Genomic DNA, 19,470 nt, shown 5'->3' with positions numbered 1-19,470 from the left:
GGGAAGCGCTTCATGTCCCAGGGTACGCTGTTTATTGTTTCTGCCCCGTCGGGCGCGGGTAAAACCAGCCTCGTTCGCGAGCTGATCGAAAGCCTGGATGGCATTCAGGTGTCGGTGTCGCACACCACGCGCGCCAAGCGCGACGGTGAGGTCGATGGCGTGAATTACCACTTTACCCAAGTGCATGATTTCGAGGCGATGATCGCCCGTGGCGACTTCTTTGAGTATGCCAAGGTCTTCGACAATTACTATGGCACTTCGCGCGAGGCGGTCCAAACGCTGCTGGACGCCGGGCAGGACGTCATTTTGGAAATCGACTGGCAAGGCGCGCAGCAGGTGCGCGAACAGATGCCTTCTGCGGTGTCGATCTTCATCTTGCCACCGTCGCGCAGCGAATTGGAGCGCCGCCTGTCGAGCCGGGGCACCGACGAGCACGCGGTCATTGCCCGGCGCATGCGCGATGCGGTCAGTGAGATGTCCCATTACGACGAGTATGACTATCTGGTGATCAACGACGACTTCACCACGGCGCTGCAGGAACTCCAGTCGCTGGTCATTAGCCGCCGTCTCACGCGTGTTGCCATGCAAGAACGCCACGCACCCTTGCTCGATGCACTCTTGTCACAGGCGCCTAGCGTCGAGTAATCTATCAGGTCCTACCACCACTCTTTTCGCTGGGTCGGCGGCGTTATCCAACAACGCCGGCCCGGCGTCGTTATTACAGGAAGGCCCCATGGCTCGCGTAACCGTTGAAGATTGTCTGGAAAATGTAGAAAACCGCTTCAAACTGGTGATGATTTCCACCCAGCGTGCTCGCCAGCTGGCTCGCGGCTCCCGCGATGCGCTGCTGCCCTGGGAAAACGACAAGCCCACCGTTATGGCGCTGCGCGAAATTGCGGCGGGCCTGGTGGACCACACCGTTCTGGACGAGCCGGTCGAAGCGCCCGTGCGTGCGCGTCCTGCCATGACGCCTAGCGCTCACATCGACGATTAAGCTAGCACCGATTAGGGGCGCGGTACATGTTCACCATTGATGACCTGGCCGACCGACTCGGCGGCTACTTACCCCCGGACGAGATCCAGCAGGTCAAGCGCGCCTTCTACTACGCAGAGCAGGCCCACGACGGCCAGCGCCGCCGCTCTGGCGAGCCCTACGTCACGCATCCGCTCGCGGTCGCCAATATTCTCGCCAACATGCACATGGACCATCAGAGCCTGATGGCCGCCATGCTGCACGATGTGATCGAGGATACCGGCGTCTCCAAAAAGGCCCTGGCGGCGCAGTTCGGCAAGCCCGTCGCCGAGCTGGTGGATGGCGTCTCCAAACTGACCCAGATCACTTTTGAAGATAAAGCCGTCGCCCAGGCGGAGAACTTTCAGAAGATGGTGCTGGCGATGTCGCGGGATATCCGCGTCATCATCGTCAAGCTCGCCGACCGGTTGCACAACATGCGCACCTTAGGGGCGCTGCGGCCGGATAAAAAACGCCGCATTGCTCGGGAAACCCTGGAAATCTATGCGCGCATTGCCGGGCGGCTGGGGATCAACACCATCCGCGTCGAGCTGGAAGACCTCTCGTTTCAAGCGATTCACCCCATGCGGGCCGAGCGCATCAAGCGCGCCGTGGCCAGTGCGCGGGGCAACCGCCGTGGCGCCATGCGGGAAATTCAGTCATCGCTGCAGCAGAGCCTCGACGACGAAGGACTGAAAGGCACGGTGATTGGTCGCCAGAAGCACCTGCTCTCCATCTACAAGAAGATGCGCGACCAGCGTAAGCCCTTCATCGAAATCATGGATGTCTTCGGTTTTCGGATCATCACCGAAGACGTGGCGAGCTGTTATCGCATTCTCGGCGTGGTGCACAATCTCTATAAGCCGGTGCCGGGGCGTTTCAAAGACTACATCGCGATCCCCAAAGCGAACGGCTATCAAAGCCTGCACACCACGCTGTTTGGTCAGCGAGGCATGCCCATCGAGGTGCAAATCCGCACCCGTGAGATGGAAGCTATGGCCAACAACGGCATTGCCGCCCACTGGCTCTACAAAGCCGGGCAGACGGCGCATCCGATTGCCGAAGGCAGCCACGCCCGCGCCCGCGCTTGGGTGAAGGGCCTGTTGGAGATGCAGCGCCACGCCGGGGATTCGCTGGAGTTCATCGAACACGTCAAGAACGATCTTTTCCCCGACGATATCTACGTGTTTACGCCTAAGGGCGACATCATGGAGCTGCCCCAGGGCGCCACGGTGATCGATTTCGCTTACAGCGTGCATACCGATATCGGCAATAACTGCATTGCCTGCCGAATCGACCGCCACCTTGCGCCACTCTCGACGCGCTTAGAAAGCGGTCAAACGCTGGAGATCATCACTGCCCCCGGCGCGCGGCCCAACTTGGCGTGGCTGAACTTCGTGACCACCGCCAAGGCGCGCTCTGCCATTCGCCATGCGCTGAAGCATCAGCAGCAGGCGGAAGCGGTGATGCTCGGGCGGCGGCTGCTCAATAAAGCCCTGGCGCCCTTCGAAACGAGTCTGGAAGAGCTGGACGAGAGCATCTTCGAGCAGGCGTTCAAAGAGTTGGATGTAGCGTCGCTAGACGCTTTGCTCGAGTCGCTGGGGTTAGGCAATCGCATGGCGCACGTAGTGGCGCGCCGTTTGGTGGATGTCGCCCATGGCGACAGCTTTGATAAGACGCTTTCCGACAACGGCGACAAGGCCGTGGTCATCAGCGGTAGTGAAGGGATGGTGATCAACTTCGCTCGCTGCTGTCACCCCTTGCCCGGCGACCCGGTGGTAGGACATCTGTCGGTCGGTAAAGGGCTGGTGGTACACCGTAGCGAGTGCAAAAACCTCGCCGAGCGCAAAAACGACCCCGAAAAGCTGTTTGCTCTGGAGTGGTCCGAGCATATCGACGAAGACTTCCCGGTGGCGCTGCGTATTGAGATCGAAAGCCGTCGCGGCCTCGTAGCCGAGCTGGCGGGACTGGTGACCGATGCCGATGCCAACATCGAGCGCATTGGGATCGAAGAGCGCGATGCGCGCCTGTCCACCGTCAATCTCACGCTGGCAGTCAAAGGGCGTGTTCACCTCGCGCGTATCATCAAACGCATCCGCAACCTGCCCAACGTTGGCAAGATTACCCGCACCGCTAACTAAACGCCCCTGTGCCTACCGCTGGCGATGCACGCCAGCCTGCGTAGGCCATGGCGATAATAATCAACGTTTCATTCCTACAGGAGCATGACACCCTATGAGCAATAAAGCGGTTATCAACACAGAAAAAGCCCCTGCCGCCATCGGCCCGTACTCCCAGGCCATCAAAGCCGGCAACACGGTTTACCTGTCGGGCCAGATTCCGCTCGACCCGGACACCATGGAGATCGTCTCCGACGATTTCGAAGCTCAGGCGCGTCAGGTGTTCACCAACCTGCAAGCCGTGTGTGAAGAAGCCGCAGGCTCGTTGGGCGATATCGTCAAACTCAACCTCTACCTAGTCGATCTGGACAACTTTGCGATCGTGAACAAGGTGATGGAAGAGTTCTTTGCCATGCCGTTCCCCGCTCGCGCGGCAGTGGGTGTTAAAGCGCTGCCCAAAGGCAGCCAGGTAGAAGCCGAAGCCGTGATGGTGATTGGCGACTAATCGCCACGCTTACGCTAGGCGCGGCGTTGAATCGCTGCATAAAAGAAGAGCGAGCTGTGATCAGCTCGCTCTTTGCGTTTGGATAGCGCTAGGGTAACTAGGCTTTTTGCAGCTCTAGAAATCCACCCTCTTTCAATACCTGGGCGTACCCCTCTTTATAGGTGGGGTAGCGGAATTGATAGCCGGTTTCGAGAATGCGGCGGTTGTCACAACGCTTGCTGGCGCGACGGCGCAGCGGCGACTGCATGGTATCGGTCGACTCCACCTTCAATTGCTTGGCCAGCCATGCCATCACGTTATGCATGGTGACCGGCTCGCAGTCGCTGCCCAGGTAGAGGTCGGCCAGCGGTGAGCCGCTCTCCTGGCAGCGAATCAGGTGCGCCAGAATGCCGGTGCAGTCGTCGCGGTGAATGCGGTTGGAGTAGATCACGGGCGTCACCGCAGCAATGCGGCCCTCGGCCACTTGGTGAATCAAACGATCACGCCCCGGGCCATAGATGCCAGAGAAACGCACGACGGTGCCGGGGAGCGGATGATTCATCAGTGCCTGTTCGGCTTCGCACATCAGGTTGCCGGAGAAGCTGGTGGATTCCGTGGGGCTCTCTTCGTTGACGACTTCGCCCTCTTGCTGGCCATAGACACTCGTAGAGGAGACGAAGAAGATGCGCCGCGGCGGCGTGTCGTGCTGTTCCAGAACGCTGAGCACACGCTTGAGACCGTCTGGATAGGCGCTTTGGTAAGCACTCTCTTCAAAGCGGTCTGCGCTGACGGTGTAAATCACGTAGTCGGCTTGGGGTAGGGCGCTGGCATCGGCCCCGTCCAGGCTGTTGAGATCGAGGGCTAATGGCTCGATGCCGGTAGACTCCAACGCCTTGGCTTGGCGGCGCACACCAATCACCCGATGCCCCTCGTCCAGCAGCTCTTGTCCAAGCGTGACGCCGATGTCTCCACAGCCGATAATCAGTACCGTTAGCTTCACCTTGCTCACCCCTCTTGATAAATATTCCCTATCAGATACAAAGTCCCTATGAGATGTGCCATCTTCAATAGGGCTTGTCTGTCCTTTTCCGTCTCGCTAACACGATGACTCGAGCTGCAACGAGAGGATGCCACTGGCACCGCTATGACTTTAACAGAACTTCGCTACATCGTAACCCTTGCCCAAGAGCGTCACTTTGGCCGCGCCGCCGAGCGCTGCCATGTTTCCCAACCGACGCTCTCGGTCGCCGTGAAAAAGCTCGAAGACGAGCTGGAGATCCCGCTGTTCGAACGCTCCAAATCCACCGTGCAAGTCACCCCCTTGGGTGAAAAAATCGTCGCTCAGGCGCAGCGCGTGTTGGAGCAGAGTGGGCTGATCTACGAGCTGGCCAGCGCTGGCAAAGACCAGCTCGCCAACCCGCTGCGCATTGGCGCGATTTACACCATTGGGCCTTATCTGTTCCCCCACTTGGTACCGGCACTGGCGAGTGCTGCGCCGCAAATGCCGCTCTACATCGAAGAGGGCATGACCGGTACGCTGCGGGCCAAGCTGCGCAGCGGCGAGCTGGACGTGATCATCGTCGCGCTACCGTTTACCGAAACCGATGTGGTCACCAAACCGATCTACGACGAACATTTCGAGGTGTTGATGCCCGCCAGCCATCCATGGGTGGCGCGGGAGGCGATTCATAAAGAAGATCTATTGGAAGAGCGGCTGCTGCTGCTGGGTGAAGGCCACTGCTTCCGCGATCAAATTTTGGAAGCCTGCCCGGCGATTACCCAGAAGCTCAACAGCCCCAACAACACGCTGATTGCCGAAGGCGGCTCGCTCGAGACGATTCGCCACATGGTGGCCTCCAAGCTGGGAATCACCGTGTTGCCGCAATCGGCGCTCGGCACCGACCAGTACGAGAACGCCATGCTGGTCAGCCGCCCGTTCGTCGAGCCGGCACCTTCACGCACGGTGGCCATTGCTTGGCGAGCCAGTTTTCCGCGTCCCAAGGCCATCGATGCGTTGGCCAAAGCGATCAGCCAGTGCCAGCAGCCGGTGCATAAGGTGAATCGCGCCTCATGAGTGAGCTGTCCGCACCGGTGACGGCGCTGAAGGGCGTAGGCGAAGCGCTGGCCATCAAGCTGGCCCGGCTGGGGGTCGAGCGTGTCAGTGACCTGCTGTTTCACCTGCCGCTGCGTTACCAAGACCGTACGCGGCTCACCCCCATTGGCCTGCTGCGGGCAGGGCATGAAGCCGTGGTCGAGGGGGAAGTGACGGCCAGCGATATCGTTAAAGGCCGTCGGCGCAGCCTGCTGATTCGTCTGCGCGATGGTAGCGGCATCTTGAGCCTGCGCTTTTTCCACTTCTCGCCCGCTCAACAGCAGCAGCTTCGCCCCGGCGTGACCGTTCGGGCGTTTGGCGAAGCGCGGGCAGGCGCCACGGGGCTAGAGATCTATCACCCAGAGTATCGGCTTAGCGGCGGTAGCGAAACGCCGGTCGAGGAGTACTACACGCCTATTTACCCGACTACCGAGGGGCTTCACCAAACCCGTCTGCGAGCGCTGACCCAGCAGGCGCTGCGCCTGCTGGAGCAAGCGCCCGAAACGCTGCCCGATGTGATTCCCGATGCGCTGCGCCAGCGCTTCCAGCTGCCGGGGCTACACGCCAGCTTGCAGTTACTGCACCAGCCGCCGCCGGATGTGGATTTAGAGCAGCTTGCCCACGGCCTTCACCCCGCTACGCGGCGACTCGCCTTGGAAGAGCTGTTGGCCCATCAGCTTAGCCTGCGAGAAGTGCGCTTGCGTATTCAAGCTGACGGCGCGCCAGAGCTGCCCTCTGGGCGCAGCCTGCAAACGCGCTTCTTAGCGCAACTGCCGTTTGCGCTCACCGGCGCCCAGCGCCGGGTGCTGGAAGAGATCGCCCTCGACCTGGCCCGCCCCGCGCCCATGCTGCGGCTGGTGCAGGGGGATGTGGGCTCTGGCAAAACCGTGGTGGCCGCCATGGCGGCACTCTCGGCGCTGGCGGGCAATTGCCAAGCGGCGATGATGGCACCGACGGAAATCCTCGCTGAGCAGCACTACCGCGCATTTAAGGCCTGGTTCGAGCCGCTGGGCATCGAAGTCGCGTGGTTGGCAGGCAAGCTGAAGGGCAAAGCCAGGCTGGATGCCAAAGCCGCCATTGCCGATGGGCGGGCGCGTATGGTGGTAGGTACCCACGCGCTGTTTCAAGACGACGTGCACTTCCAGTGCCTGGGGCTGGCGATTATCGATGAGCAGCACCGCTTTGGGGTTCACCAGCGCCTTGCCCTGCGGGAAAAGGGCGAAGCGGGTGGGTTAACCCCCCATCAGCTGATCATGACCGCCACGCCGATTCCCCGCACGCTGGCCATGAGCGCCTACGCGGATCTGGATGTGTCGGTGATTGATGAACTGCCGCCAGGGCGCACACCGGTGAAAACCGTGGTGGTCTCTGACGAGCGCCGCCCGGAAGTGGTCGAGCGGATTCGTAATGCCTGCAGCGACGGCCGCCAAGCGTATTGGGTGTGCACGCTGATCGAGGAGTCTGAGGCGCTGCAGTGTCAGGCCGCCGAGGTGACGCGCGACGAGCTGACCCAGGCGCTACCGGAACTGGCCATTGGGCTGATTCATGGGCGCATGAAAGCCGCGGAAAAGGCCGAAGTGATGGATGCCTTCAAGACCGGCGAGCTGGATCTCCTGGTGGCCACCACGGTGATCGAGGTGGGCGTAGATGTGCCCAACGCCAGCCTGATGATCATCGAAAACCCGGAGCGCTTGGGGCTTTCCCAGCTTCACCAGCTGCGCGGTCGGGTAGGGCGCGGCAGCACCGAAAGCTTCTGCGTGCTGCTTTACCATCCGCCGCTCTCCAAAAGCTCCCGGGAACGGCTCGGCGTGATGCGGGAAACCACCGATGGCTTCCGCATTGCCGAAAAAGACCTGGAGATTCGAGGCCCTGGCGAAGTGCTGGGCACGCGCCAAACCGGCCTTGCCCAAATGAAGATCGCGGATTTAGAGCGTGATGCCGACCAGCTAGAGCGGGTGACCGCCCTGGCCCAGGCGTTGCAGGGCAACGCCGAGGTGACGGCCGTGTTGGTGCGCCGCTGGCTGGGTGAAGCGGCAGGCCGCTACGGGCAGGTGTAGCGGCAGGGCGTGGGTATGCGCGCGGTGCTAAGCCGCTGCGTTAGGTTCGTGGAGCTTTTCGGCGCTTGGGCTTGTCAAGCGGTTGGCGGCGTCGCTTAGCGGGCCAAGCTGACTGGCAATCAGGCGCAGCTGGCTTTGGATGGGCCGATAGAGCGTGACGGCGTTCTCTTCCGCTGCGCCGCTTTGCTCCTCTAACTGACTCAGCAGCTCGTTGGCAGGCTCGCTCAGCGGCTCCACAGGCAGGCGTTTATCCAACTGTTCGGCCAATTGCTCTAACAGGGCGCTGATCCGCTTGGCCTGAGGCACGAAGGCGGCATCGTCCTCATCGTCTGCCAGCCGATGGCGGTGGGCCCCCAGCGCGGAGAGGTGGCTCAACAGCGTGTTGGAGAGCACCAAAAAGCGCAGCCCGTTATCGGCATCCTGCTTCCGGTAGTGCCCCGGCTCATGGAGCATGTTGGTGAGCAGCGTCGAGAGCGCCGCATCCGCGTTATGGGCGTTACGCCGTGCTAAGCGGTAGGCCAGATCATCCTGCTTGCCCTCTTCATACTGGTGAACGATCTCGTCCAAATAGCGGCGGTGATTGGTCAGCACCTTGGCCGCTTCCCGGTACAGGCGGCGGCCTTGCCAGTCCGGCAGAATGAAGAACACCGCCAGCCCCGCAATCAGCGAGCCAATTAACGTATCGAATAGCCGCGGCCAGATCAGGTCGAAGCCATCGCCTACTTGGTTAAAGCTGCACAGTACCAGCAGGGTGATCGACGCGGTAGCGATCACGTAGTGCTTTTCCCGGTTGGCAAAGAACGACACGCCTGCCGCCACTGCAATCATGCTCTGGATGAGTGGCTGGGGGAACAGGCTGATAGACGCCCAGCCTGCAATCAGCCCAAGCACCGTGCCCAGAATCCGCTGGGAGAGAAAGCGCCGGGTGGTGGCGAAGTTAGGGCGGCACACAAACAGCGTGGTGAGCAAAATCCAAAAGCCCTGCTGCGGGTCGATCCACTGTAACAGCCCGTAGCCCACCACCAGCGCGGTGGTCAAACGCACCGCGTGGCGAAAGGTGGGCGAGCCCAGCGTGAAGTTCAGCCGCACCCGTTTCCAGGCTTCCAGCAGGCTCGAAGGCGAGCGGTCATAAAGCGCGCTGTCCCGACGCTCGCTGCCGGTGTCCGGGTTGTGGGCGCTGGCAATCTGCGCCTCGAGCGTGGTGAGGTTGTCTGCTAACGCATTCAATGGGCGCATGAGAGGCCGCCACTCCGGCTTGCCGCGCTCGCTGAGGTTATCAATCGAAGCGCGTAGGTCGGCCAGCGCCTGCTCGCTCTGCTCGTGACTGAAAGGACGGTTGAGCAGCAGCGACTTGGCTAGCTGGCGGCAGGCACGGCCCTGCTGGTCCAGCAGCCGCTGGCAGCGAAATAGCACGTCATGGTGGAAAAAGGCTTCAGTAAGCGCGCTGTAGGGGTAGTGGGTGGAGCTAGCCCGCTCATGGATATCTTGAGCGATAAAGTAAATCTGCAGATAACGGTTGAGCTTACGGCTGCCGCGCTGGCCTTCTAGGCGGCGAAAGATCATCTCTTTTGCCTGATTGAGCGCATCCACCACCTTGCCGTTCTGGCGGGCGAGCGCCACGCGGCGGGCCTCTACATCGACGCCCCGTACCGGCTCGAACAGCGCCGATTTTAAAATCAAAAACTCGCCCAGAGCTTTATACACCCGCGCCATGCTCTGTTTCACCGGCTGGCGGGAGAACAGCGCGCACCACACCACCGAAATCGCTCCGTACCAGGCGGCACCGGCCAACAGTAGCAGCTGGCGGGAGGCGACGTCCTCATCCACACCGCCGTGCTGTTCAATATTGATCATGGAGTAGATCGAAAGAATCAGCGTGCCGGAGGCAATCGTCGCGTAACGCTGGCCAATCGCCCCCAGCATAATCAGCGTAAACGTCGAGACCGCCAAACCCACCGCAAACAGCCACGGCCACGGAAACAGCCACTGCACCACAAACGACGCCGAGGCAAAGCAGAGCAGCGTGACGGCTAAGGCCTGTAAACGCCCCTGCCAGCTGTCGTCGGTTTCTGATAAGGCGCTGGCAATAATGCCCAGAAACAGCGGAATGACCAGCGCCACATCCCCCGCCAGCCCGCTAAACAGCAGCGCCCCGCTGAAGGCGATAAACACCCGCAGGCTGTAGGCGAACTTGTCCAATGTCCAAAGGCGGCGCAGGGAAAGGGAGAGGGGCATAGAGGCTCTTGTGAGTTTGCTATTGTTAGACTTTAGTATAAATAGTGTGGCGTCACGTGGCTACGGTACTCGCCTATGAGACGTTAAACGCCGTCTTGTACGATGTTTGTAAAAATCTGTTATAAGGAAAACTCTCCCTGCACACAATAGGATAGCGCCATGAGCCCACGTGCCGCCTCGCTCCGTTCAACCCGTACGCTGTCGATGCTGAACTTCTCACTGGCGGACGTTCGCGACGGTTTAGGCCCGTTTTTAGGTATCTATTTAGTGGGCTTGGGCTGGGCACCCGATGAAATCGGGTTCGTGATGACCGTCGCCGGGCTCGCCAGCCTGTTGGCCACCACGCCTGCTGGGATGTTAGCAGATGCGACACGGTTTAAACGTTTACTGGTAATTGTCTGTGCCTTGCTGGTGGCGGTCGTCAACCTAGTGCTGCTGCTGTGGCCGCAAACGTGGTTCATCGCCTTTTCACAAATTGCCACCGGGATTGCCGCAGCGGCCATTGGCCCTGCCATCCTCAGCCTGACGCTTGGCTTGGTGGGGCAGTCTGGGCTTGCCCACCAGTTGGGCCAAAACCAAGCCTATAACCACGCCGGTAATGCCACCGCTGCCGTACTGGCGGCCTTGGCAGGCTATGTGTATGGGGTAGAGGCGGTGTTCTACCTGATGGCGCTAATGGCCATGGTGACGGTCGTGCTCGTGCTGATGATTCGCCCTGAAGAAATTGATTACGACGAGGCTCGGGGCCTGGATAAAACCAGTCATCAAAGTGAAAGCATCATGAATGTGTTTCGCCGCCACCCCATGCTACTGGTAGTGGGCGCCACGCTGCTGCTATTCCACTTGGGTAACGCCGCCATGCTGCCCCTACTCGGCCAGCGCGTGGCAGCAAACGAGGTGATGAACCCGGCGGTTTACACGGCGGGTACGGTAGTGATTGCTCAGATGACGATGATTCCCATGGCGCTATTAGCGGCGTGGTACTCCCATAAAAATGGCTACTGGCTGCTGTTTTTAATTGCCCTGGTAGTGCTGCCGATTCGCGGTGTGATCGCCGCTACCGTGCCAGGGCTATGGACGGTGATTCCCGTACAGATGCTGGATGGCATCGGAGCGGGATTACTGGGCGTTGCCACACCGGGCATTGTGGCACAGATACTGCGTGGCACCGGGCGGGTCAATATGGGGCTGGGGGCTGTCATGACCATTCAGGGCATAGGTGCAGCACTCAGCGCGAGTTACGCCGGTGTGATTGCCAGCTGGCTAAGCTATGAAGCCGCCTTTTTAGCCCTAGCAGGCGTGGCTGCCTTGGCAGTAGTGGTGTGGTTACTGCTCTTTGATCGCTCGGTGTCGTCATCGGCGCTTCACAGGGCAGCGACATAAATTTGCACAAAAAAAACCCGCAGCATGACAGCGGCGGGGTTCGAGTGTTGCTTTAGGCTACGTGGGCGAGCCTACAAATACTTCAGCAGCTTTTGCAGCTTGTTCATATCGGAGGAGTCGCCGACGAGGCGGACGTCTCCCGCTACCATGCCGTCTAGGAACGCCTGCTGGGTAGGCTTCTTGAGAATGCGCAGCGCGGCGTCTTGGTCGCGAAAACGTAGCTCAATGTCTAGATCGACGGGCAGCCCTTTTCCGGTACTGATACCGTTCGGCGTCATCCGGTAGTAGCGGGCAATACTCAGGTCTTCCGTGGCCACACCCCAGTCGAGGCCGCGCATGCGTTCAAGCTGCTCACGAAAGCGCGGCTTGCGGCGCAGGGCTCGCTTGAGCATAAAGCCCAGCAGCCACAGCGTCAGCGAAAGCTTCATTAGGAAACGGCGTCCTTGAGCGCTTTGCCTGGCTTGAATGCCACGTTCTTGCTGGCCGGAATCTGCAGCGGCGCGCCGGTTTGCGGGTTTTTGCCGGTACGAGCAGCACGCTCGCGAACGGTAAACGTGCCAAAACCGATCAGGGCAACATCTTCGCCTTTGGCGACGCTGTTGGTGATTTCGTCCAAAATGACGTTGAGCACTTGGCCCGCTTTGTCCTTGGACAGGTCAGCACTTTCAGCGATGGCGGCAGCGAGTTCAGGTTTGCGCATAAAGGAATCTCCCTTGTGAAAAACAGATATCAATGTTGTTGGTAGCTCAGCTCACCCCAGCAGGCGGAGCTTCTTTAGCCTAGTCGCGAACGCGGCGAAAATCAGCCTAGCAGGGCGGGGGCCGCTCTGGAAAGCTCCACTTTCCTTCTCACGCAGCCGCCTGTCAACGCAAAACCAATCAAACGTCCGTCTTTATCTTCCGCCAGTGCCGTCAAGTCGTCGCCATCGCCTTCGATTCGCCAGCGCTCGGGAGGCTGCACGGGTGGGTAGGCCACCACGGGCAGCAGTGGGGTTTTCACCACCACCGGCCAAGCGCCAAAACTGACCGAGGTGGGTGTGCCGGTCAGAGTCGCCGCCAGCGCTTTGATGCTGGCTTGCAGCGGTTGGACGTACATGGCATTCACACCGTCGATACAGGCCGCATCGCCCAGGGCGTACACGTTAGGCGAGTGGGTGCGTAGCTGGCGGTCGACGTGGATGCCGGTGGCGCTCACGTTGAGGCCAGCGGCCTCTGCTAGCGCCGTGCGCGGCACCAGGCCGGTGGCGAACAGGACGAGGTCCACCGTGTGCCGCTCGCCGTTATCCAGTTGCAGCGCTAGGGCGTTATCGGCATCTTGGGAAAGCGTGTCTAGGCTGCGCCCCAATGCGAGGCGAATGCCAGCGGTGTGAAACGCGTCGGCCAGCGCATGGCCCAGCGGTTCGGGTAGCAGTCGCGGCAGTGGGGCGCTCTCCGGCGCGATCACGGTGACTAGGTGCCCGCCCGCGTGCAGGTCGTTGGCAAATTCGCAGCCGACGAGCCCGGCTCCGATGATGGCCACTCGGCTTGGCTGGACGAGCTCTGCGTGCAGGCGTCGGTAGTCGTCCAAATCGTTGACGGTGAAGCAGCGCTCCGCCAGTGTGCTGGGCACGCTGAACGGCCTGCGGGGGGCCGCGCCGGTCGCGAGCACCACGTTATCGTAACGCAGCGTGTCGCCGCTGCTCAGCTGCAGCGTTTGGTTATCCACATCCAGATGCGTGACTTGGGTGTGGGTAATGACCTGGGCATCGAGCTCGTCGGCCAGCGCCGTCGCGTCACGCTGGGCGAGCTTGTCGGGGCTCAAGCGTTTGGCAAAGCCGGTGGAGAGCAGCGGCTTGCTGTAGTCATCACCGCTGTCAGCGCTGACCAGGGTGATGGTACGTGTATCTCCCTGGCGTCGTAGGGCGCGCGCTAGCCCCACGCCAGCCATACCGGTTCCCACGATCACCAGCGCAGCTGAGTGGTGAGATGGCGTGGAATAGGTCGTGTGTGAGTTGGGCATACCGTCCCCAAACGTCGGTGGAACAAAAGCCAGTCAAGGCACCATGTTACACTAGCCCGCTCTGAATTGACTGCCCTGGAGGCTTTGGTGACCGCCCCCGAGTTATCCGCTTCTGCTTTTTCGCTCTTTCCTCAGTGGTTGCCGGTAGCCGCCGCTCAGCCAGCCATGAGCACGGTTTGGTGGCAGTGGGTCGCCTCCACCGATTCATTGACCGCTCGCCTGATGGCTGCCGGTGAGCCGGGCGCTTTTCGGGTGCGCTTGCTGCGCCAAACCATCGGCTTGCCCCAGCGCGATGAAGCCCTGGCGCTTGGCATCGCGCCTCGCCGTTACGCGTGGCTGCGCGAGGTGGCGCTGTGTATCGATGAAACGCCGTGGGTCGTGGCGCGTTCGGTGGCCCCGCTTCACCAGCTACAGGGCAAAGGGCTGGGCAAGTTGGGTGAGCGCTCGCTAGGCAGCTGGTTGTTTCAGCAGCCCGACTTGGTGCGCGGCCCGCTAGAAGCGACGGCGACGCGGCCGCGCTTTATCCGCTCGCAGCCGGGGCTGGCGGCCCAGAGTTTATGGGGGCGGCGCTCGGTCTTTGAGCACGGTGGGCTATCGCTACTCGTGCAAGAGTATTTTTTATCCACCATGGCAGATGCACTGGGCCTGCCGTCGCGCTAGGCTAACGCAGCGACTTTTTCGACGAGGTAAGCATGAGCATGGACCGTTCTCTGTTGCGCCCGACCGGGTGGGCCCGCTTGACCGATTTCTTACAGCTAATGCGTTTGGACCGACCCATCGGCACCTGGCTGTTGATGTGGCCAACGCTATGGGCGCTGTGGGTCGCCTCCGAGGGCGTGCCGGGCCGCGATGTGCTGCTGATTTTTATCGCTGGGGTATATGTGATGCGCGCCGCAGGCTGCGTGGTGAACGACTACGCCGACCGCCACTTTGATGGTCATGTTAAGCGCACCAAGCAGAGGCCTTTAGCAACGGGGCGGATTAGCGAAACCGAAGCGCAACTGCTGTTTGTGGCGTTGGTGGCCGCCGCCTTTATTTTAGTACTGCTGACCAACTGGTTTACCGTGCTGCTTTCGCTTGGGGGTGTGCTGCTGGCCTCCATTTATCCGTTCATGAAGCGTTACACCCATTTTCCCCAGGTGGTGCTCGGGGCGGCGTTCTCCTGGGCGATCCCGATGGCGTTTGGTGCCGTACTTGGTGAGGTGCCGTTAGACGCGTGGATACTGTTCAGTGCCAACGTGCTCTGGACGGTCGCGTATGACACCCAGTACGCCATGGTGGATCGCGACGATGACTTACAGATCGGAATTAAATCCACGGCGGTGCTGTTTGGTCGTGCCGATCGCGCCATCATCGGTCTTCTGCAGCTGGCCACCCTGGCGCTGCTGGCCTGGGTGGGGCTACGGCTTGGGCTAGGCGGTTTCTTCTGGCTAGGCCTGATCGGCATGGCGGCTACCTTTGCCCACCAGCAGCGGTTGATCGCTCATCGGGAACGTGACCGCTGCTTCCAGGCGTTTCTGAACAATCACTGGTCCGGGCTTTTGGTTTTTGCTGGCATCGCGCTTAGCGGGTGGCCGGTGACTGGCTAATTATGCTGGGTGTCATAGAATTGTCATTAAGTCATGGTGTTATCGTCACAGACATGTCATTGAACTGTTTTCGCATAGATGAGCTTTCTTAGAACACCGTGAGGCCCTGGAATGACCGCCAAGACCGTACTGATCGTCGATGATGAGGCGCCCATTCGCGAGATGATCGCTGTGGCGCTGGAAATGGCTGACTATCGCGTGCTTGAAGCGGACAACGTCCAGGATGCTCACGCGATGGTGGTCGATCACCAGCCCGACCTGCTGCTGCTGGACTGGATGATGCCGGGCACCAGCGGCATCGAGTTGGCCCGTCGTCTCAAGCGTGAAGAGGCCACGGCCGAGCTGCCGATCATCATGCTGACCGCCAAGGGCGAAGAGGACAATAAGATTCAGGGTCTGGAAGCGGGCGCGGATGACTACATCACCAAGCCGTTTTCGCCCCGTGAATTGGTGGCGCGCCTGAAAGCCGTGCTGCGCCGAGCGACCCCGCGTGGTGTGGAAGACCCCATCGAAATCAATGGCCTGCTGTTAGATCCGGTGAGCCATCGTGTGAGCGCGTACGGCAAGGCCCTGGAGATGGGCCCTACCGAGTACCGCTTACTGCAGTTTTTCATGACCCACCAAGAGCGTGCTTATACCCGTAGCCAGTTACTCGATCAGGTGTGGGGCGGCAACGTATACGTCGAAGAGCGCACGGTGGACGTGCATATTCGCCGGTTGCGCAAAGCGCTGGGTGAAGCGCACCAGAATCTGATTCAAACAGTGCGGGGCACTGGGTATCGTTTCTCTGCTCGGGTGTAATCGTGCGCCTGTGGAGCCGTGAACTGTGGCGAATCATCTGGCTGGCTTTCCTAGGGATGTGCCTGGGATGGTTGCTGGGCTACCCCGGTTTCGGCTTGGCGGCAGGTCTGACGCTCTGTTTAGTCTATCAACTTCGTCAGCTTAGAGCCCTGTTCAAATGGCTTACGCTGAACCCCCACGATGAGCCACCTGCGGCCACTGGCATGTGGGGCGAACTCTTCGACCGCCTTTATCGTTACCAAAAAAGCCAGCGCATAACGCAAAGCCGCCTGCGAGCCACCCTCGCGCGTATTCAAGAGTCCTCTGAGGCGATGCGTGATAGCGTCGTGATGCTGGATCGCCACGGAGATTTAGAGTGGTGGAACAGTGCCGCCACCGACATGCTCGGCCTGCAAACGGCCCATGACCGCGGTCAGCACATTACCAACTTGCTGCGCGACCCGCGTTTTATCAGCTACTTTAATGCCCGTGAATACAGCGAGCCGCTGACCCTCACCTCGCCCATCGACGAGCGACGCATTTTACAGTATCAAATCACGCTCTATGGTGATGACGAGCGCTTGGTCATGGCCCGGGACATTACGCGCCTGCATCGCCTGGAACAGATGCGTCGCGACTTCGTGGCCAACGTGTCTCACGAGCTGCGCACACCACTGACCGTCCTTTCGGGCTACCTGGAAACGTACGGCGATTTGAAAGAGCTATTGCCGCCTCGATTGGGCAAAGGTATCGGTCAGATGGAAGAGCAGACCAAGCGCATGCAGAACTTGGTCAACGACCTGCTACTACTCTCTCGGCTCGAAATCGACCGAGGGGGAGAAGATCACCAGCCGCTTGCCGTAGGGCCGATGCTAGAGAGTATTCGCCGCGATGCGCTGGCGCTGTCTCACCAGCAACACAGCGTGCAGGTCGTGCTCGATTGCGAAGCGCGCCTAGTCGGCAGCGAGCAGGAGCTGCGCAGTGCGATCTCCAACTTGGCGTTCAACGCGGTGCGCTACACGCCAGCGGGAAGCCAGATCACCCTCCGCTGGGCGGCGCTGCCCAATGGCAGTGCCTGCATCGAAGTGGACGACGACGGTGAAGGGATCGATCCTGTCCATATTCCGCGCCTCACCGAGCGCTTCTACCGTGTCGATAAGGGGCGCAGTACGGCCACCGGCGGCACTGGGCTGGGCCTTGCCATTGTGAAACACGTTCTACTACGCCACGACGCGCAGCTCCAAGTGGAGTCATTGCCCGGTGAGGGAGCGCTGTTCCGCTGCGTGTTCCCGGCTACGCGGGTAGTCCACGACTAACGCGTCGATCGGGCCACCTGCGCCTCTCTCCTCACCTACGCGTTACTGCCCTCTCTCTGGTTTGCATAATCTATGTATAAGTGTGCCATATTGGCATGTAAGCATGGTCAAACAACGCGCATGTGCCATATGTAGCCACCGTATTCGCTTTCGATTCCATGCTAAGCCTACTTTTGGCACGGTGATATTTTTCATAAGTATTTGTATTTTAATGTCTTTTTTTTGATGCGCGGATTGTTGGCATATCGGCTGCAACGTTATGAGTAAGGAAGATTACCGCAGGAACTGGTAAGACACGAAGTCACTCTTCCTTTTAAAGCGGTATTTCACAGCGATCGAGGAGGCGGAATATGATGTCCAAGGAACTACTCAAGAAAGCTGGTATTTTAGGTGTAACGTTTGGTTTGGTAGCGAGCCCACTGGCTTTTGCCCAAGAGCCTGCCGACCCGGCCGATAACATCTCTCCAGATGAGCAACCGGTTGAATCTCAATCCAGCGGCTCGGCCATGTCATCTGATCATGACAACCAGGATTTAACCCATGACGAGGGCGATCATGCCAGCGACATGGAGCCGAATTCCATGAGCGACGACTCGGATGCGACGTATGACAGCACCGAGGAGCTGCCGGAAGAAAATAGCGGCATGTAACTCTTAACATTTATTTGCAAAGCTGTAAAAAACTCTTACGCTTAAGGTTGAGCATTTAAGAGGCAAGGATGTCTCACAGCAAGGATGCTCGAAGATTCAAGGAATGAATCATACAACGATCAATACGCCGGTTAGGGTGAACTCCAAGGTTGGAATCCCGCAAAAGGACAGGAAGCCAGACGTCGGTATCGTTCACAAGTAAGAGTGATCAAGACCCCGCCCTGCGGGGTCTAATTTTTTGTGCCTACGACATACGCGAAGTGCTCTACGAGGCACGTCAGCATGAAAGGACTGTGGAGGCGTTCTGGGAAAGTGAGTCATTTTGCGTCACTTAGAAGGCGCATGTGTCATTGTTGCACAATATTTTTGAGGTATTTTTGACGCTGCAACATTATATTGTGCACTATTTAAATTTAATAAATATTTGTTTTTATTGGTTTTTTATTTTTTTTTTGGAAAAATGGCATCCTGCATGCAAAAGCTAGGTGTAAAGTTAGCCATTAGTCGTAGACGCTCATTGGTTCTCGCCTACGCCGATTGGCTCCATGTTAAAGGAGTACGTATCAATGTTATTCAACGAGTTAGCGAAAAAGACGGCTGTTCTAGGCGTTGCGTTCGGTTTGGTTGCAAGCCCAATGGCCTTTGCCCACACGTCCATTGAATTGAATAAAGACCGCTCTGCAGGTCACGACATCATCGAGCCAAGCTCGCACAATACGTCAGGCCCTGCCCAGTACTCCACTAGCGACCTGACCCATGACGAAGGCGACACGCTGGATTACTCCACGTCTAGCAGCGCCAACGATTCAACCGACACAGCGACCAGCAAAACGGGCTATGACGCCAATGAGCTGAACCGCGACGAAGGTGACGGTATCCGTTGGTAAGCTCAGCGCTATATCCCTAAAAAACCCCGCCTAGGCGGGGTTTTTTGTGGCGATGCCTCTGCCTGTCGCGTCGTTAAGGGGTAGCCACATCGTGCGTGCCGCGGTAATGACCATCCCACATGAGCACCGCCCCTGCGACGGCGCCGGGAATCAAGAACAGATTGGCCAGGGGAATCCAGGTGACCAGCATGATCAGCCCACCGTAGGTGAGGCTGGGCCACCAGCGTCGTGAGAGACGGTTGCGCATATCGCGAAACGTGACCTTGTTGTTATCCATCGGATAATCAAGGTAAGTGATGGCCATCACCCAGGCAGAAAACAGGGCCCACAAGATCGGTGCCAACAGATTGAGGCCGGGTATCCAGCTGAGAATGAACAGTGCCGCCATGCGCGGCAGAATATAGCCGAGCTTGACCAGTTCGCGACCCAGCGCGTCGACGGCCGTTTTAGCCAGTCCGCGATCATCCAGCGGTTCTCGCCCGGTGGCTTGTCGCTCGACTTTTGCGGCAAGAAAGCCGTAAAACGGTGCGGCAATCAGGTGAGTCACGAGGGTGAAGGTGAAAAAGATCACCACCAGCAGACTAACGAAGAAGAGCGGCCAGATCAGCCAGGAGAGCCACTCCAACCAACCGGGTACCATGGTCATGGCGCTATCCAACCAGCCTGAAAAGCGCTGAAAGACGACGCTGAGCATACTGGCGTAGACGATGAGGTTGACCAGGATCGGTAGGAAAATATAGCGCCGCAGCCCTTTTTGGTACACCAAGCGCGTGCCTTGGCTCAACGCCGTGATGGCATCCACCATGCTTACTCCTTTAAAAAAAACGCCCAGATGAATCATCTGGGCGTATTGCAGGAGGAATGGCC

At 59.4% G+C, this 19,470-nt stretch carries 19 protein-coding genes; 13 read left to right on the top strand and 6 right to left on the bottom strand.

Annotation, left to right across the window (positions count from 1 at the left end; all coding sequences use genetic code 11):
• Nucleotides 1-12: 12 nt before the first annotated feature.
• The 4 genes from gmk to NH398_RS11595 all read left to right on the top strand — a co-directional run bounded on the left by gmk (nucleotide 13) and on the right by NH398_RS11595 (nucleotide 3,637).
• The gene (gmk, locus tag NH398_RS11610; protein WP_253018684.1) at nucleotides 13-645 is read left to right on the top strand and encodes a guanylate kinase; all 633 of its coding nucleotides are present in this window, start codon (nucleotides 13-15) and stop codon (nucleotides 643-645) included.
• A gap of 88 nt (nucleotides 646-733) precedes the next feature.
• Entirely contained in the window at nucleotides 734-994 is a 261-nt protein-coding gene (rpoZ, locus tag NH398_RS11605; RefSeq protein ID WP_159343608.1) for a DNA-directed RNA polymerase subunit omega, read from the top strand.
• 26 nt (nucleotides 995-1,020) lie between these two features.
• A complete protein-coding gene (locus tag NH398_RS11600) occupies nucleotides 1,021-3,153 on the top strand; it encodes a RelA/SpoT family protein (protein WP_159343607.1) in 2,133 nt (710 codons plus the stop codon).
• Nucleotides 3,154-3,247: 94 nt separating this feature from the next.
• Nucleotides 3,248-3,637, top strand: a complete 390-nt coding sequence (locus NH398_RS11595) for a RidA family protein (protein ID WP_159343606.1) — start codon at nucleotides 3,248-3,250, stop codon at nucleotides 3,635-3,637.
• A 97-nt stretch (nucleotides 3,638-3,734) separates the two neighbouring features.
• Here NH398_RS11595 and NH398_RS11590 read toward each other — a convergent pair whose 3' ends face one another.
• Nucleotides 3,735-4,616: an SDR family oxidoreductase gene (locus NH398_RS11590; RefSeq protein WP_253018683.1), complete on the bottom strand. Its 882-nt coding sequence runs from the start codon at nucleotides 4,614-4,616 to the stop codon at nucleotides 3,735-3,737.
• A 144-nt stretch (nucleotides 4,617-4,760) separates the two neighbouring features.
• Between NH398_RS11590 and NH398_RS11585 the strand changes: the two genes are divergently transcribed.
• Entirely contained in the window at nucleotides 4,761-5,690 is a 930-nt protein-coding gene (locus NH398_RS11585; protein ID WP_159343604.1) for a hydrogen peroxide-inducible genes activator, read from the top strand.
• Nucleotides 5,687-7,765, top strand: coding sequence for an ATP-dependent DNA helicase RecG (gene recG, locus NH398_RS11580; RefSeq protein WP_253018682.1), 2,079 nt, complete (start codon nucleotides 5,687-5,689; stop codon nucleotides 7,763-7,765). The genes NH398_RS11585 and recG overlap by 4 nt, the downstream gene beginning before the upstream one ends.
• Nucleotides 7,766-7,792: 27 nt before the next feature.
• Here recG and yccS read toward each other — a convergent pair whose 3' ends face one another.
• Nucleotides 7,793-10,000: a YccS family putative transporter gene (gene yccS, locus NH398_RS11575; RefSeq protein ID WP_253018681.1), complete on the bottom strand. Its 2,208-nt coding sequence runs from the start codon at nucleotides 9,998-10,000 to the stop codon at nucleotides 7,793-7,795.
• A 159-nt stretch (nucleotides 10,001-10,159) separates the two neighbouring features.
• Here yccS and NH398_RS11570 point away from each other — a divergent pair, with 159 nt between their 5' ends.
• Nucleotides 10,160-11,383 (top strand): MFS transporter, encoded by a 1,224-nt coding sequence (locus tag NH398_RS11570; protein WP_253018680.1) that lies wholly within the window; start codon nucleotides 10,160-10,162, stop codon nucleotides 11,381-11,383.
• A gap of 71 nt (nucleotides 11,384-11,454) precedes the next feature.
• Here the strand turns inward: NH398_RS11570 and NH398_RS11565 are convergent, their stop codons facing one another.
• The 3 genes from NH398_RS11565 to NH398_RS11555 form a co-directional block, all read right to left on the bottom strand.
• On the bottom strand, nucleotides 11,455-11,811 hold the full coding sequence (locus NH398_RS11565) for a hypothetical protein (protein ID WP_253018679.1): 357 nt from the start codon (nucleotides 11,809-11,811) through the stop codon (nucleotides 11,455-11,457).
• On the bottom strand, nucleotides 11,811-12,083 hold the full coding sequence (locus NH398_RS11560; RefSeq protein ID WP_018918476.1) for an HU family DNA-binding protein: 273 nt from the start codon (nucleotides 12,081-12,083) through the stop codon (nucleotides 11,811-11,813). The genes NH398_RS11565 and NH398_RS11560 overlap by 1 nt, the downstream gene beginning before the upstream one ends.
• Before the next feature lie 101 nt (nucleotides 12,084-12,184).
• A complete protein-coding gene (locus tag NH398_RS11555; RefSeq protein WP_253018677.1) occupies nucleotides 12,185-13,381 on the bottom strand; it encodes an FAD-dependent oxidoreductase in 1,197 nt (398 codons plus the stop codon).
• 87 nt (nucleotides 13,382-13,468) lie between these two features.
• On the opposite strand from NH398_RS11555, the gene NH398_RS11550 reads away from it, so the two are divergent.
• The 6 genes from NH398_RS11550 (at nucleotide 13,469) to NH398_RS11525 (ending at nucleotide 18,603) form a co-directional block, all read left to right on the top strand.
• Nucleotides 13,469-14,041 (top strand): chorismate lyase, encoded by a 573-nt coding sequence (locus NH398_RS11550; RefSeq protein WP_253018675.1) that lies wholly within the window; start codon nucleotides 13,469-13,471, stop codon nucleotides 14,039-14,041.
• A 38-nt stretch (nucleotides 14,042-14,079) separates the two neighbouring features.
• On the top strand, nucleotides 14,080-14,970 hold the full coding sequence (ubiA, locus tag NH398_RS11545; protein WP_253018793.1) for a 4-hydroxybenzoate octaprenyltransferase: 891 nt from the start codon (nucleotides 14,080-14,082) through the stop codon (nucleotides 14,968-14,970).
• Nucleotides 14,971-15,081: 111 nt separating this feature from the next.
• Nucleotides 15,082-15,771: a phosphate regulon transcriptional regulator PhoB gene (gene phoB / locus NH398_RS11540; protein WP_253018673.1), complete on the top strand. Its 690-nt coding sequence runs from the start codon at nucleotides 15,082-15,084 to the stop codon at nucleotides 15,769-15,771.
• Between the two features lie 2 nt (nucleotides 15,772-15,773).
• Entirely contained in the window at nucleotides 15,774-17,066 is a 1,293-nt protein-coding gene (gene phoR, locus NH398_RS11535) for a phosphate regulon sensor histidine kinase PhoR (protein WP_159343597.1), read from the top strand.
• 353 nt (nucleotides 17,067-17,419) lie between these two features.
• A complete protein-coding gene (locus NH398_RS11530) occupies nucleotides 17,420-17,716 on the top strand; it encodes a hypothetical protein (RefSeq protein WP_253018792.1) in 297 nt (98 codons plus the stop codon).
• Between the two features lie 566 nt (nucleotides 17,717-18,282).
• Nucleotides 18,283-18,603, top strand: a complete 321-nt coding sequence (locus tag NH398_RS11525; RefSeq protein WP_159343596.1) for a hypothetical protein — start codon at nucleotides 18,283-18,285, stop codon at nucleotides 18,601-18,603.
• A 73-nt stretch (nucleotides 18,604-18,676) separates the two neighbouring features.
• Here NH398_RS11525 and cysZ read toward each other — a convergent pair whose 3' ends face one another.
• Entirely contained in the window at nucleotides 18,677-19,408 is a 732-nt protein-coding gene (cysZ, locus tag NH398_RS11520) for a sulfate transporter CysZ (protein WP_159343595.1), read from the bottom strand.
• Nucleotides 19,409-19,470: the final 62 nt, after the last annotated feature.

This window comes from Halomonas sp. CnH100-B, assembly GCF_024124605.1.
GTDB lineage: Bacteria > Pseudomonadota > Gammaproteobacteria > Pseudomonadales > Halomonadaceae > Vreelandella.
The sequence above is the reverse complement of the archived record's forward strand: the minus strand, read 5'-3'. Positions and strand labels throughout refer to the sequence as shown.

Bases quoted from the DNA above. Each gene is read 5' to 3' on its own strand.
- gmk (WP_253018684.1), top strand. From the start codon at position 13: ATGTCCCAGGGTACGCTGTTTATTGTTTCTGCCCCGTCGGGCGCGGGT.
- rpoZ (WP_159343608.1), top strand. From the start codon at position 734: ATGGCTCGCGTAACCGTTGAAGATTGTCTGGAAAATGTAGAAAACCGC.
- NH398_RS11600 (WP_159343607.1), top strand. From the start codon at position 1,021: ATGTTCACCATTGATGACCTGGCCGACCGACTCGGCGGCTACTTACCC.
- NH398_RS11595 (WP_159343606.1), top strand. From the start codon at position 3,248: ATGAGCAATAAAGCGGTTATCAACACAGAAAAAGCCCCTGCCGCCATC.
- NH398_RS11585 (WP_159343604.1), top strand. From the start codon at position 4,761: ATGACTTTAACAGAACTTCGCTACATCGTAACCCTTGCCCAAGAGCGT.
- recG (WP_253018682.1), top strand. From the start codon at position 5,687: ATGAGTGAGCTGTCCGCACCGGTGACGGCGCTGAAGGGCGTAGGCGAA.
- yccS (WP_253018681.1), bottom strand. From the start codon at position 10,000: ATGCCCCTCTCCCTTTCCCTGCGCCGCCTTTGGACATTGGACAAGTTC.
- NH398_RS11570 (WP_253018680.1), top strand. From the start codon at position 10,160: ATGAGCCCACGTGCCGCCTCGCTCCGTTCAACCCGTACGCTGTCGATG.
- NH398_RS11565 (WP_253018679.1), bottom strand. From the start codon at position 11,811: ATGAAGCTTTCGCTGACGCTGTGGCTGCTGGGCTTTATGCTCAAGCGA.
- NH398_RS11560 (WP_018918476.1), bottom strand. From the start codon at position 12,083: ATGCGCAAACCTGAACTCGCTGCCGCCATCGCTGAAAGTGCTGACCTG.
- NH398_RS11555 (WP_253018677.1), bottom strand. From the start codon at position 13,381: ATGCCCAACTCACACACGACCTATTCCACGCCATCTCACCACTCAGCT.
- ubiA (WP_253018793.1), top strand. From the start codon at position 14,080: ATGGACCGTTCTCTGTTGCGCCCGACCGGGTGGGCCCGCTTGACCGAT.
- phoB (WP_253018673.1), top strand. From the start codon at position 15,082: ATGACCGCCAAGACCGTACTGATCGTCGATGATGAGGCGCCCATTCGC.
- NH398_RS11530 (WP_253018792.1), top strand. From the start codon at position 17,420: ATGTCCAAGGAACTACTCAAGAAAGCTGGTATTTTAGGTGTAACGTTT.
- NH398_RS11525 (WP_159343596.1), top strand. From the start codon at position 18,283: ATGTTATTCAACGAGTTAGCGAAAAAGACGGCTGTTCTAGGCGTTGCG.
- cysZ (WP_159343595.1), bottom strand. From the start codon at position 19,408: ATGGTGGATGCCATCACGGCGTTGAGCCAAGGCACGCGCTTGGTGTAC.